General features: G+C 73.0%; 10 protein-coding genes. 9 read left to right on the top strand and 1 reads right to left on the bottom strand.

The features are described from left to right. The first annotated feature begins 191 nt into the window (after positions 1–191). The 3 genes from PSD17_RS24550 to PSD17_RS24540 are packed head-to-tail and all read left to right on the top strand — an operon-like array spanning position 192 to position 3711. Positions 192–998, top strand: coding sequence for a hypothetical protein (locus PSD17_RS24550; RefSeq protein ID WP_013676656.1), 807 nt, complete (start codon positions 192–194; stop codon positions 996–998). A 5-nt stretch (positions 999–1003) separates the two neighbouring features. Beyond that, complete coding sequence (locus PSD17_RS24545; RefSeq protein ID WP_339124685.1) at positions 1004–2944, top strand: fumarate reductase/succinate dehydrogenase flavoprotein subunit; 1941 nt, start codon at positions 1004–1006, stop codon at positions 2942–2944. Further along, entirely contained in the window at positions 2941–3711 is a 771-nt protein-coding gene (locus PSD17_RS24540) for a succinate dehydrogenase/fumarate reductase iron-sulfur subunit (RefSeq protein ID WP_013676654.1), read from the top strand. The genes PSD17_RS24545 and PSD17_RS24540 overlap by 4 nt, the downstream gene beginning before the upstream one ends. 119 nt (positions 3712–3830) lie before the next feature. Here the strand turns inward: PSD17_RS24540 and PSD17_RS24535 are convergent, their stop codons facing one another. Next, positions 3831–4184, bottom strand: a complete 354-nt coding sequence (locus tag PSD17_RS24535; RefSeq protein ID WP_013676653.1) for a hypothetical protein — start codon at positions 4182–4184, stop codon at positions 3831–3833. Between the two features lie 96 nt (positions 4185–4280). Between PSD17_RS24535 and PSD17_RS24530 the strand changes: the two genes are divergently transcribed. The 6 genes from PSD17_RS24530 to PSD17_RS24505 all read left to right on the top strand — a co-directional run. Then, entirely contained in the window at positions 4281–5045 is a 765-nt protein-coding gene (locus tag PSD17_RS24530; RefSeq protein WP_339124683.1) for a hypothetical protein, read from the top strand. Continuing rightward, on the top strand, positions 5042–5374 hold the full coding sequence (locus PSD17_RS24525; RefSeq protein WP_013676651.1) for a hypothetical protein: 333 nt from the start codon (positions 5042–5044) through the stop codon (positions 5372–5374). Before PSD17_RS24530 ends, PSD17_RS24525 begins: the two co-directional genes overlap by 4 nt. A gap of 286 nt (positions 5375–5660) precedes the next feature. Beyond that, positions 5661–7610 carry a S9 family peptidase gene (locus tag PSD17_RS24520; protein ID WP_339124681.1) on the top strand — a complete coding sequence of 650 codons (1950 nt, stop codon included), beginning with the start codon at positions 5661–5663 and terminating at the stop codon, positions 7608–7610. Between the two features lie 821 nt (positions 7611–8431). Next, positions 8432–9139 (top strand): M50 family metallopeptidase, encoded by a 708-nt coding sequence (locus PSD17_RS24515; protein ID WP_013676649.1) that lies wholly within the window; start codon positions 8432–8434, stop codon positions 9137–9139. Between the two features lie 20 nt (positions 9140–9159). Next, complete coding sequence (locus PSD17_RS24510; RefSeq protein ID WP_013676648.1) at positions 9160–9588, top strand: nitroreductase/quinone reductase family protein; 429 nt, start codon at positions 9160–9162, stop codon at positions 9586–9588. Between the two features lie 83 nt (positions 9589–9671). Further along, on the top strand, positions 9672–13449 hold a 3778-nt coding region (locus tag PSD17_RS24505), incomplete at its 3' end, for an efflux RND transporter permease subunit (protein WP_339124679.1).

The following is a 13449-nucleotide window of genomic DNA, read 5'->3' as shown; positions in this document are numbered from 1 at the left end:
CCGGGCCGTTCGGCGTTGCCGAAGATCGTCCGCCCCGGTGTGACCCGTGTCTCGACCTGCGGACTTCTGTCGGCCCGGCCTCACCGACCGGCTCGCGAGGTCGTAGGCTCCGGCAATCCAACAGCCCCGGCGTCGCGGCGCAATCTGGTCAGAGAGTCACCGCCGACGCCTGGAACAGACGAGGAACCGACGTGTCATCCACCACAGACGCGTCCACCGGGCGGGCGCAGATCAGCGAACGGACGCTGCGCACCGACCGGTGGTGGCTGCCGCCCCTGCTGAACGTCGCCGGCCTGGGCCTCTGGGTCATCTACGCGACCGTCCGCGCGTTCATGCACGCGTACTACTTCACGAACGAACAGAACTACAGCTACCTGACGCCGTTCTATTCCCCGTGCTTCTCCGTCGGGTGCTACCCGGAGGCATCGCACTTCGGCCAGTTCCTGCCCGACTGGTGGTGGCTGCCCTACGCGGCGATCTCGCTGCCGTTCCTGCTGCTCTTCCGGCTCACCTGCTACTACTACCGGAAGGCGTACTACCGGGCGTTCTACCTGTCGCCGCCCGCGTGCGCGGTGGCCGAGCCGCACAAGAAGTACACCGGTGAGACGCGGTTCCCGCTGCTCGCGCAGAACCTGCACCGATACTTCTTCTACATCGCCGCCCTGATCTCGCTGGTGAACACCTACGACGCCGTCGTCGCGTTCATCAACAAGGACGGCAGCTTCGGGTTCGGACTGGGCAACATCATCCTGGTCGCCAACGTCGTGCTGCTCTGGCTGTACACGGCGTCGTGCCACTCGTGCCGCAGCATCATCGGCGGCCGGCTCAACCACTTCAGCAAGCACCCGCTGCGCTACAAGCTGTGGGGCCAGGTCTCGATCCTCAACGGCAAGCACATGCAGCTGGCCTGGACGACGCTGGCGAGCCTGGCGATCACCGACTTCTACATCATGGCCGTGTCCGCCGGTTGGTGGGGCGACCCCCGGATCGTGGGGTGAGCGAGATGACTTCAGCACAGCAGCAGAACCATGCGGTCGACGACCGCGACGTCGAGATCCACGACTACGACGTCGTCGTGATCGGGGCCGGCGGCGCGGGGCTGCGTGCCGCGATCGAGGCGCGCGCCCAGGGCAAGCGCACGGCGATCATCTCGAAGTCGCTGTTCGGCAAGGCCCACACCGTCATGGCCGAGGGCGGCTGCGCCGCGGCGATGGGGAACGTCAACCCGAACGACAACTGGCGCGTGCACTTCGGCGACACGATGCGCGGCGGGAAGTTCCTCAACAACTGGCGCATGGCCGAGCTGCACGCCAAGGAAGCCCCGGACCGGGTCTGGGAGATGGAGACCTACGGCGCGCTGTTCGACCGCACCAAGGACGGCAAGATCAGCCAGCGCAACTTCGGCGGGCACACCTACCCGCGGCTGGCGCACGTCGGTGACCGCACCGGCCTGGAGCTGATCCGCACCCTGCAGCAGAAGATCGTCTCCCTGCAGCAGGAGGACTTCAAGGCCACGGGCGACTACGAGTCCAACATCCGCGTCTTCCACGAGACGACGATCACCGACCTCTTCAAGGCCGACGGCGCCATCGCGGGCTGCTTCGGCTACTTCCGCTCGACGGGCCGCTTCGTCCGGTTCAACGCCCCGGCGATCGTGCTGGCCACCGTCGGCAAGAGCTACTCGGTGACGTCGAACTCCTGGGAGTACACCGGCGACGGCCACGCCCTGGCCCTTCGCGCCGGCGCGACGTTGATCAACATGGAGTTCCTGCAGTTCCACCCGACGGGCATGGTCTGGCCGCCGTCGGTGAAGGGAATCCTGGTCACGGAGTCGGTGCGCGGTGACGGTGGCGTCCTGCGCAACTCCGAGGGCAAGCGGTTCATGTTCGACTACATCGCCGACGTCTTCAAGGACCTCTACGCGACGTCGGAGGAGGAGGCGGACCGCTGGTACACCGACCCCGACAACAACCGCCGCCCGCCGGAGCTGCTGCCGCGTGACGAGGTCGCGCGCGCGATCAACTCCGAGGTCAAGGCCGGTCGTGGCACCCCGCACGGCGGCGTGTTCCTCGACGTCTCCACCCGGCTCAAGCCGGAGGAGATCCTCAAGCGGCTGCCGTCGATGCACCACCAGTTCAAGGAGCTGGCCGACGTCGACATCACCAAGGAGCCCATGGAGGTCGGCCCGACCTGCCACTACGTGATGGGTGGGGTCGAGGTCGACCCCGACACCGGGATGTCGCGCGTGCCGGGCCTGTTCGCCGCGGGCGAGTGCTCGGGCGGCATGCACGGCTCGAACCGGCTCGGCGGCAACTCGCTGTCGGACCTGCTGGTGTTCGGCCGCCGCTGCGGCCTCGGCGCCTCGGAGTACGTCGACGGGCTCGCCGGACGGCGTCCCGCGGTGATCGAGTCCGACGCGGAGGCCGCCGTCGACCGTGCGCTGCTGCCGTTCTCCTCGGCGACCGAGGGCGGGGAGAACCCGTTCGTCGTGCACCTGGAGCTGCAGAAGACGATGCACGAGCTCGTCGGCATCATCCGCAAGGCCGACGAGATGGAGATGGCCCTCAAGAAGCTCGAGGACATCGCCACCCGCACGCGCACCGTCGCCGTCGAGGGTGACCGCAAGTTCAACCCGAACTGGCACCTCGCGCTCGACCTGCGCAACATGCTGCTCGTCTCGATGTGCGTCGCGAAGGCGGCGCTGGAGCGCCAGGAGAGCCGGGGCGGGCACACCCGCGACGACTTCCCCGTCATGGACGCTGACTGGCGTCACGTCCTGCTCGTGCTCGAGGCGCTGGGTGAGGACAACGTCGAGCTGACGCGCAAGGAGCAGATCCCGATGCGTCCCGACCTGCTCGACATCTTCGAGATGGACGAGTTGAAGAAGTACTTCACCGGCGAGGAGCTCGGTGGCCACCGAGCGGACCAGGGAGAGCGGGCATGAGCTACTGGGCGCACTTCCGCGTCTGGCGGGGCGACTCCGAGAAGGGCGAGCTCGTCGACTACCCGGCCGAGGTGAACGAGGGCGAGGTCGTCCTCGACATCATCCACCGGCTCCAGCAGACCGAGGCCCAGGACCTCGCCGTCCGCTGGAACTGCAAGGCCGGCAAGTGCGGCTCCTGCTCGATGGAGATCAACGGCAGGCCGCGGCTGGCGTGCATGACCCGGATGAACACCTTCGCCGAGGACGAGGTCGTGACGGTGACGCCGCTGCGCACGTTCCCGGTGATCCGGGACCTCGTGACCGACGTGTCGTTCAACTACACGAAGGCCCGCGAGATCCCCTCGTTCGCGCCGCCGGAGGGCGTCGAGCCGGGCGAGTACCGCATGCAGCAGGTCGACGTCGAGCGGAGCCAGGAGTTCCGCAAGTGCATCGAGTGCTACCTGTGCCAGAACACCTGCCACGTCGTGCGCGACCACGAGGAGAACAAGGAGGCCTTCGCCGGCCCCCGCTACCTCATGCGCATCGCCGAGCTGGACATGCACCCGCTCGACTCGGCCGACCGGCAGACGGCCGCCCAGGACGAGCACGGCCTCGGGTACTGCAACATCACCAAGTGCTGCACCGAGGTCTGCCCCGAGCACATCAAGATCACCGACAACGCGCTGATCCCGCTCAAGGAGCGCGTCGTCGACCGGAAGTACGACCCGGTCGTCTGGCTCGGCAACAAGCTGTTCCGCCGCGGCGAGCCGGCGAACAAGAACCGCTGACCCGCCGGCGCCTCGTCGGCGGCCTGCTCGGACCGGGCTGCCACGGCAGCCGGGTCCTCGGCCTCCCGTGAGTGGCGATAGTCGCTCCGGCGACTATCGCCACTCACGAGGCGGTCGGGTCAGCCGCCACCCAGCGAGCGGCGGATCTCGTCGAGCTTCTCCTTGGCCTTCTTCTCGCGCTCGGCCTCCTGCTCGGCGATCGAGCGCCCGGCCTCGGTCTCGCCCGCCAGCTCGGCCGTCCCCAGCGACGTCGCCCAGCGGCCCTCGATCTTGTCGCGCACGTAGTCGAGGGTGGGGACGCCGGCGTCGGTGTAGCCCGTCGGGTTCTCGACGCCGGGGACCGGCGGCACCGGCAGGCCCGGTTCCGGCACGGCGGGCGTGATCGCCGCGGCCGTCCCCGCCTGCTCCGGCGCCGGCGAGGCGTCCTCGGCGTTCTCGGCTGGTGGCTCGGCGCGGGTCGGGTCGTCGGTCATCTGGCCTCCCGGCGTGGGACGGGTGCGTGGCCGCCACGCTACGGGTTCGGCGCGCCGCGCGTCGTCACCCGCGGGCGTCCTGGCACCCTTCACCTCATGACGACCGCCGCGCCTCGCGCCGCCTGGTCGCGGCGTCTGCTCACCGCCGGCCTGGTGCTCGCCGTCGTGTGCGCCTTCGCGGCGACGACCGCGCTCGTCGCCCAGCGCAACCTGGCCACGGCCGCCTCGACGCTGCTGCTCGCGCTGGTCGCGGGCGCGTCCGCAGGCGCGTCGTCGGCAGCGGTGGTGGGGCCCCCGAGCACGACCGCCCCGGCCGTGGCGATGACGCGTTGGACGGCCGTCGGCGTGCTGCTGGGGGTCGCGTTCGCCGCCGCGGTGCTCGGCGGCGTCGGAGCGCTGCTGCGGCTGGTGCTGCCCGGGATCGTGGCGCAGGTCGTCGTCGGGGCGGCGGCCCTGGTCGTGGTGCTGCGCGAGGCCGGTGTGCTGGGGTTCCCGCTGCCCGCCAACCCGATGCGCATCCCCGCCGACGTCCCCGACGACGACGAGTGGGGCGAAGCACGCACCGGGTTCGCGCTCGGCACCGGCATGCGCAGCGGCGTCCCGGGCGGGCTCGCGTCGGGGCTGCCGCACCTCGTCGCGCTCGCGCTGGCGCTGACCGTGCCGTTCGGCATGGCGTTCGTCGTGGCCGCCGGGTTCGGGATCGGTGTGGTCGCGACCGTCGCCGCCCGGCCCGAGGCCGTCGACGGGAGGTGGCTCGCGCCGGCCGCCGGCGTGCGGCTGCTGCTCGCGCTGGAGTGTGCGGTCGCCCTCGCCGTGTCGATGACGGTGACGGTCGCGGGGCACGTCACCCCGGGACCGTGACGGTCGTGGCCGCCCGGGTCCGCGAGATCGTCGTCGTCCACGACGTCTCCTGCCCGCGCTGCTCCCGGATCGCCCACGAGCTGCCGGGGTGCGTGACGGTCCCGGTTCGGCCGCGATCCTGCTCCGAGCCGCGGCTCGCGGAGATCTACCCCAACCTGCCGACGGCCGTGGCCCGTTGTGCGCGGCCGGCGATCGGGGTGGTCCGCATCGACGGGTCGGTGCGCTGGTGGCAGGGGTTGGCCGGGGCGGTGGGGCTACTGCCCGTGCTGCGCCCCGGCGCAGGAGCGCGCGCCGTCGGACTGCTGCGGGAGGCCGCCCGGGGGCGCTGAGCTTCCGTCGGCTCCTGGCGGGCACGACGTCGCGGTCGCGGGTCCGGCTCAGGACGGCGGGTGGACGTGAGGCCTGCGCAACCTGGTGGTCGTGGGCACGGCTCCGGGGGAGCGGTGACGTTGCGGCCGACGTGTGGTGCGCAACGTCACGGTCATGGATTCGGCCCTGGACGACGGTGAGGTTGTCGGCAGGCCCGGAGGCTGCCGGCGCGGTGAGGCACCCGGCAGTCCGGCAGCGTCCCGGACCGCGCGGGCGGGTCGGGGCGCGTCCGTCCACAATGACTCCGTGACGACACCCGCGGCGTACGGCTCCTGGCCCACCCCTCTGACGTCGGAGCTGGTCGTGGCCGCGGCCGTACGGCTCGGCGAGGTGCGGGTCGACTCCGACGGAACGGTCCTGTGGGCCGAGGGCCGGCCGAGCGAGGGCGGGCGGACGCAGATCGTGCGCCGCCGAGCCGACGGCACCCTGACCGACCTGCTGCCCGAGGGCGTCGACGCCCGCACCGCCGTCCATGAGTACGGCGGCGCGGCCTGGTGGGTCGACGGCGGCACCGTGTGGTTCGCCAACTGGTCCGACCAGCGGCTCTACCGGGTCGACCCGGACTCCGCGACGCCGATCGTCGTCAGTCCCGAGCCGGCGACGCCGCGCGGCGACCGTTGGGCCGACGGTGTCGTCGCGCCGGACGGGTCACTCGTGCTGGTCCGCGAGCAGCACCCGCCGGGCGGTGGGCCGGCGCAGGTGCGCAACGAGGTCGTGCGGCTGCACCCCGACGGCGAGGTCGACGTGCTCGTCACCGGCCCCGACTTCGTCACCTCGCCACGCCTGGACGCCACCGGCGGTCGGCTGGCGTGGGTGTCCTGGGACCACCCGTCGATGCCGTGGGACGACACCGTCCTCACCGTGCGCGACCTCGGCTCCGGCGTCGACACGGTCGTCGCGGGCGGGCCGGGGGAGTCGGTCTCCGAGCCGCGCTGGCAGGACGACGGCTCGCTGATGTTCGTCTCCGACCGCACCGGCTGGTGGAGTCTCTACCGCTGGACGCCCGACGACGGGGTCCGCCCGGTCCTCGTCGAGGAGGCCGAGATCGGTGTCCCGGGGTGGACGCTGGGCACGTCGCGACACGTCACGCTGCCCGACGGGCGGGTCGTCGCCGCATCCCGGCGGGCCGGGTACGACCGGCTGCTGGTCCGTGCCCCCGACGGCGCGGTCGAGGTGCTCGACCTGCCGCTCTCGGCCGCCGGGTCGCTGCAGGTCGCGGGCCCGGACGCGGTCGTGCTCGTCGCGGGCGGCCCCACGCACGAGGCCTCGATCTGGCGCGTCACGATCGGCGCGCCGGAGCCCGAGGTGCTGCGACCGGCCCGCGACCTCGGCGTCGACGAGGGATACCTGTCGGTGCCCGAGCCGATCGAGTTCCCGTCGACCGACGGGGACGGCGCCCCGCGCACCGCGCACGCGTTGTTCTACCCGCCCGCCAGCGTCACCCACCGTGGCCGCGACGGCGAGCTGCCGCCGTTGCTCGTCGTCATCCACGGCGGTCCGACGGCGGCCGCGTCCCCGGTGCTGTCGGTCGGGGTGCAGTACTGGACGAGCCGCGGCTTCGCCGTCGTCGACGTCGACTACGGCGGTTCGACCGGCTACGGGCGCGCCTACCGTGACCTGCTGAAGGGAGCGTGGGGGATCGTCGACGTCGCGGACTGCATCGCCGCGGCCCGGTGGCTCGGCGAGCAGGGACGGGTCGACGCGCGGCGGCTCGCGATCCGTGGTGGCTCCGCCGGTGGTTACACGACGCTCGCCGCCCTCGCCCGCGACGACACCCCCTTCGCCGCGGGCGCCGACCACTTCGGCGTCGCCGACCTCGAGGCGCTGGCCGCCGACACCCACAAGTTCGAGAGTCGCTACCTCGACGGGCTCGTCGGCCGCTACCCCGAGGACCGCGACGTGTACGTCGAGCGCTCGCCGATCCACCACGTCGAGCGGTTCGGCAAACCGCTGATCGTGCTGCAGGGCAGCGAGGACGCGATCGTGCCGCCCAACCAGTCGCAGCTCATCGTCGACGCGCTGCGCTCGCGTCACGTGCCGGTCGCCTACCTGCTGTTCGAGGGCGAGCAGCACGGGTTCCGGCGCGGCGAGAACATCCGCCGCGCCCTCGACGCCGAGCTCAGCTTCTACGGCCAGGTGCTGGGCTTCGACCTGCCCGCCGAGGAAGGGATCGAGCCGGTCGAGATCGAGCGCTGAGCCGCGACGTCCGGTGTTGGGCGGCGATGTTCTCGACCGGGACCGGATGAGCCGGTCGGTTCGTCCGCGGGAGCCGCAGGTCGGTGATCGTCAGACGGGGGACAGGGGCGCATGGGTGGCGTTCGTCCCGGAAGTGGTGATCACGACGGCGGCTCAGCCCTTCGTGGTTCGCTCGTGCGCGGTGACCGCCGGCGGGCCGCGGCCTCCCGGTCGATGATCGTCGAACGAGGGACGTGGGCGCGTGTGCTGGCGTTCATGTCCCGCGGACGGTGATCATCGGGGGCTGTTGGGGCGGCCGGGGTGCCGCTCGAGGTGCCCGTCCTCGCGGACGGGCGCTGCGGGCGGCGCGCGCTGCGGGCGGGCGCTGCGGGCCGGGTCAGGGCAGCTGCCCCGGCTGCTGATCGCCGGACCTGGGACCTGAGCGCACCTGGTCGCGCTCATGTCCCGCGGACGATGATCACCCAGTCGGCGCGCCGCGGCCGGGGGGCCGCGTCATGTTCGGGGGTCGGGCTCACGCCGCGGGCGGGCCGCCGGGCTCGCGCACCGCAGGACGCCGCGCTTGCGCACCGCAGGACGCCGCGCTTGCGCACCGCCGGGCGTTGCGTGCGCCGCCGGCGCGCTGACGCATCGCACGCAGGCGTCGCGGCCGCGCCTCGGGCCGACTGCGTCTGCCGCGACGCAGGCGCCGGTGATTGCCCGGAGGAAGGCCGTCTCGGCTCCGGCCTCGGCGAATCGGGGCGCCGTGCCAGCGGGCCTCGCCGTCGGACCCGCGGAGGTCGAGCCCGATCCACCCCGGGCACGGCCGGTGCCACACTGGCCGTGTGGCCACCGACGCGTTCTCCGTCGTCACGGCGGGCGTGCAGACGGCGCTCGACCGGCCGGAGGTCCTCGTCCCCGGGCTCGTGGCGTTGGCCGTCGTGGTGTGGACGCTGTCCTGGCGGGTGACGCGGACCGTCGTGACGATCGCGCACGAGGGCGGGCACGCGCTGCTCGCCGTCGTCACCGGCCGTGGGCTCACCGGGATCCGGCTGCACGCCGACACGTCCGGCGTGACGCACTCGACGGGCCGGGGCCGCGGGCCGGGCGTCGTGCTGATGTTCCTGGGCGGGTACCCGGCGCCGCCGCTGCTCGGGCTCGCGGGTGCGCTGGCGGTCGCGGAGGGGCACGCGGACGTCGCGCTGTGGGTCGCGACGGGCCTGCTGTTGGTGACGCTCGTCCATATCCGCAACGCGTTCGGGGTGCTCGCCGTGCTCGCGACGGGCGGCGCCACGGCCGCGGTCGCCTACGCCGCCCCACCCGACCTGCGGACCGCGTTCGCCACGGCGATGGTGTGGTTCCTGCTCATCGGGGGGCTGCGGGCGGTGGGCGAGCTGCAGCGGGGCCGCAGGACGGGCCGACGTGGCGGCTCGGACGCCGATCAGCTCGCCCGGTTGACCGGCGTGTCCGGCGGAATATGGGCGGCGTTGTTCTGGTTGCTCGCGGCGGCGGCGTTGATCATCGCCGTGTGGGTGTTGCTGCTGCGCACCTGACCCGAGCAGGAGGACGGACGTTGAGCGACTTCAACACCGGTGTCATCGAGCAGTTCCGGACCAACGACGGGCAGGTCGGCGCTCCGTTCGAGGGCCGGCCGATGGTGCTGGTGCACCATGTGGGCGCGAAGTCGGGCGAGGAGCGGGTGACGCCGCTGGTGTACCTGCCCGACGGCGAGCGGATCGTGATCATCGCCTCGGCGGCCGGCGCTCCCCGCCACCCCGCCTGGTACCACAACCTGAAGGCCAACCCGACAGTGACGGTCGAGGTCGCCGACGGCAAGGGCAACGTGGAGACGTGGTCGGGCGTCGCCGAGGAGATCACCGGCGCGGAGCGCGACGAGCTCTACGCGCGACAGGTCGAGGTCATGCCGGGGTTCGCCGGGTACGAGGACAAGACGCGCGGCGTCCGGACGATCCCTGTGTTCGCAGTCACCCGCGCGGCCTGACCACCGCTCCCGACCTGGGGGGCTCAGCGAACCCTCAGGACCTGGCTGCGGCGCGCGTCGTCCCGTTCGCTTGAATCGTCGGCATGTCGTGGCTCGCGCGCCTCAGCCTGGCCAACCGGGCCGTCGTCGGGCTGGTCACCGTCCTCGTCATCGGCTTCGGTCTCTTCTCGACGACGTCGTTGCGGCAGGAGCTGTTCCCGTCCCTCGACGCGCCCGTCGCGACGATCGTGACCCCGTACCCCGGCGCGTCGCCGGAGGTCGTCGAGCAGCAGGTGACAGGCCCGATCGAGGCGGCCGTCGACGGGGTGGACGGTGTCGCGGACAGCCGGTCGACCTCGACCGGTGGGTCGTCGGTCGTCACGCTGGACCTCGAGTACGGCACCGACCTGTCGACGGTGACGGGCGCACTGCAGCGCGCGGTCGCGGGCGTGAGCCTGCCGACGGGCGTGACGCCGACCGTCGTCACCGGGAGTACCGACGACATCCCGGTCGTCGTCCTGGCGGTGTCGTCGAACCTCGGTGCCGACCAGGTGGCCTCCGTGCTGCGCGACCAGGTGCGGCCACAGCTCGCGGGCCTCGACGGCGTCTCGCAGGTGTCGCTCTCGGGCGTCGCAGATCCGCAGGTCACGATCGCGGTCGACCCGGCCGCGGCCGCCGCGCGCGGGGTGTCGCTCGCGAGCCTGACGTCGTTGCTGCAGGCCAACGGCGTGCGCATCCCCGCGGGACAGCTCAGCCCCGACACGAACCCGACGACGGTCGAGGTCGGCGGCCCGATCACCTCGGTCGAGGAGCTGGCGAACCTCTACGTCAGCCCCGGTGCCGCCGCCTCGACGGGGGCGACGGGCAGGCCGGGGGCCTCGCCCACCGCGCCGACCGCGCCGACTGCCGCGGCCGCGCCCGTCCGGCTCGGCGACATCGCCACCGTCGCGGAGGCGCCCGCGCCGGCGACGGGCTACACCCGCACCAACGGCCAGCCCAGCATCGGCCTGTCGGTGACGAAGGCGCCGGACGCCAACACCGTCGACGTCGCGCAGCAGATCCGCGACGCGATCCCCTCGATGATCACGGCCCTCGGCGGGTCTGCGCAGGACGCCCAGGTCACCGTGGTGTTCGACCAGTCGCCGTTCATCACGCAGTCGATCGACGACCTCACCACCGAGGGCCTGCTGGGCCTGCTGTTCGCCGTCCTCGTGATCCTCGGCTTCCTGTTGTCGGTGCGCGCGACGCTCGTGACGGCCGTGTCGATCCCGCTGTCGGTGCTCGTCGCGATGATCGTGCTGGACCTGTCCGGCGAGACGCTCAACATCCTGACCCTCGGCGCGCTGACCATCGCGATCGGCCGTGTCGTCGACGACTCGATCGTCGTCATCGAGAACATCACGCGGCACGTCGCGCGCGGTGGCCCGCGCCGGCCGGCGATCGTGGCGGCCGTCCGCGAGGTCGCCGGCGCGATCACCGCCTCGACGATCACCACCGTCGCCGTGTTCGCGCCGATCGGCCTGGTCGGCGGGCAGGTCGGCGAGCTGTTCCGGCCGTTCGCGGTGACGGTGACGGCCGCACTGCTGGCGTCGCTCGTCGTGTCGCTGACGGTCGTGCCGGTGCTGGCGTCGGCGGTGCTGAAGGTCCGCGAGCCGGTCGAGGGCGACGCGCCTGCGGTCAAGGGCGACGACCCGCTCACCGCGCCGACCCGGCTGCAGCGCGGCTACCTGCCCGTCCTGCGCGGCGCGCTGCGCCGTCCCGTCGTGGCGATCGTCGTCGCGGTGCTGATCCTCGCCGGGACGTTCGCGCTGGTCCCGGGGCTGCGTACCAACTTCCTCGGCGACGCGGGCGGCAACACGATCTCGGTCACCCAGGAGCTCGCCCCCGGCACCGGCCTGCCGCAGGCCGACGCCGCCGCCAAGCAGGTCGAGGCCGTCCTGCGCGACACCCCGGGCGTCGCGACCTACCAGGTCACCGTCGGGACCCCGGGCGGCGCGCAGGGCCTGGGCAGGCCCGGCGCGGGCGGCTCCGGCACGACGCGGTTCTCCGTCACGCTGGCCGACGACGCCGACGCCACCGCCGTGGCCGACGACCTGCGCGGCCGGCTCGACTCGCTCGGCGGCCCCGACCGCGTCGGCAACCTGACCGTGCAGAACGGGCAGGGCGGGTTCGGGTCCGACCAGCTGCAGGTGACCGTCCGGGCCGAGGACCCGGCCGTCCTCGCACAGGCCGCCGACCAGGTGCAGCAGGCCGTCGCCGCCATTCCCGGCGCCGCCGACGTCCGCAACAACCTGGCCGCCGCGCAGCCGTCGATCCGGGTGACCGTCGACCGGCAGAAGGCCGCGGCCGCCGGCCTCACCGAGGCCCAGGTCGGGCAGGTCGTCGCGGCGGCGTTGCGCGGCACGACGATCGGCTCGGTGACGATCGACGGGGTGCAGCAGGACGTCGTCGTCCGCTCCGGGACCGCGCCCGCCGACCTCGCCGCGCTGCAGGCGCTCCCGCTCGCCGGGCCGCTGCGGCTGTCCGACGTCGCGACGGTCGCCGAGGTCCGTACCGCTCCGAGCATCAGCCACACCGACGGCTCGCGCAGCGCGCTGGTGACGGCCCGCCCGTCGGCCGACGACCTCGGGGCCGTCACCCGCGACCTGCGCACCACCCTCGACGGGCTCTCGCTGCCCGCGGGTGCGACGGCCGAGATCGGCGGCGTCTCGACGCAGCAGTCCGACGCGTTCACCCAGCTCGGGATCGCCCTGCTCGTCGCGATCGCCGTCGTCTACCTCGTCATGGTGCTGACGTTCGGCAGCCTGCTGCAGCCGTTGCTGCTGCTGATCTCGATCCCGTTCGCCGCGACGGGCGCGCTCGGCCTGCTGCGTGCGACGAACACCCCGCTGGGCGTCCCCGCGTTGATCGGCATGCTGATGCTGGTGGGCATCGTCGTGACCAACGCGATCGTGCTCATCGATCTGGTGAACCAGCGACGCCGGGCCGGCGTCCCGCTGCGCGAGGCGATCGTCGACGGCGCCGCGCACCGGCTGCGGCCGATCCTGATGACGGCCGTCGCCACGATCTTCGCGCTGCTGCCGATGGCGCTCGGGCTGACCGGCGGCGGGGTGTTCATCTCCCAGCCGCTCGCGATCGTCGTGATCGGCGGGCTGGTGAGCTCGACGCTGCTCACGCTCGTGCTCGTCCCCGTCCTGTACCTCCTGGTGGAACGCGTCCGCGAGCGGGTACGCCGTCGCCGCGAGCCGGTCGCCGAGCCCGTTTCCGAGCCCGTTCCCGGGACCGGGGACACGGTCGGCGCGGCGTCCCCGTCGGAGCCGGAGGTGCCGCTCACGCCGGCGCCGCGGACGCCCCTGGCCGACTCACCCTGGACCGAGCCCGAGACGACGCCGCTCCCGACCGGGCCCGGCGTGCACGGCCGGGTCGGCGACCGGGCCGGGCGGCCGCTGGTGGGCGCCACGGTGTCGCTCTTCGACACCGACGGCGGGCTGCTCGCCAACACCGAGACCGGCGACGACGGCACGTACCGCTTCGAGGTCGACGGGTCGGGGGACTACGTCGTCGCCGCGCGGTCCGGCGAGCGGGAGCCCGTGGCCGAGCTGGTGAGCGTCAACGGCGGGCCCGCCTGGCGGGACCTGACCGCCGACGGCCCGGCGTCCGTGCACGGGGTCGTGCGCGTCCCCGGCGGCCCGGGCGTCGTCGCGACGGTGACACTGGTCGACGCCCGGGGCGAGGTCGTCGGTGCCGGGCGGACCGACGCCGCCGGCCGTTTCGAGCTGAGCTCCGTGCCGGCGGGTGAGCACCACCTGCTCGTCGCGACGCCGACGGGGTCCTCCGCGTCGACCCGGGTCACCGTTCCCGAGACCGGTGCCGTCGCGGCCG

Source organism: Pseudonocardia sp. D17 (genome assembly GCF_036984265.1).
Taxonomy (GTDB): domain Bacteria; phylum Actinomycetota; class Actinomycetes; order Mycobacteriales; family Pseudonocardiaceae; genus Pseudonocardia; species Pseudonocardia benzenivorans.
Note: the sequence above shows the minus strand (reverse complement) of the source record. Positions and strands in the feature narration are given on the sequence as shown.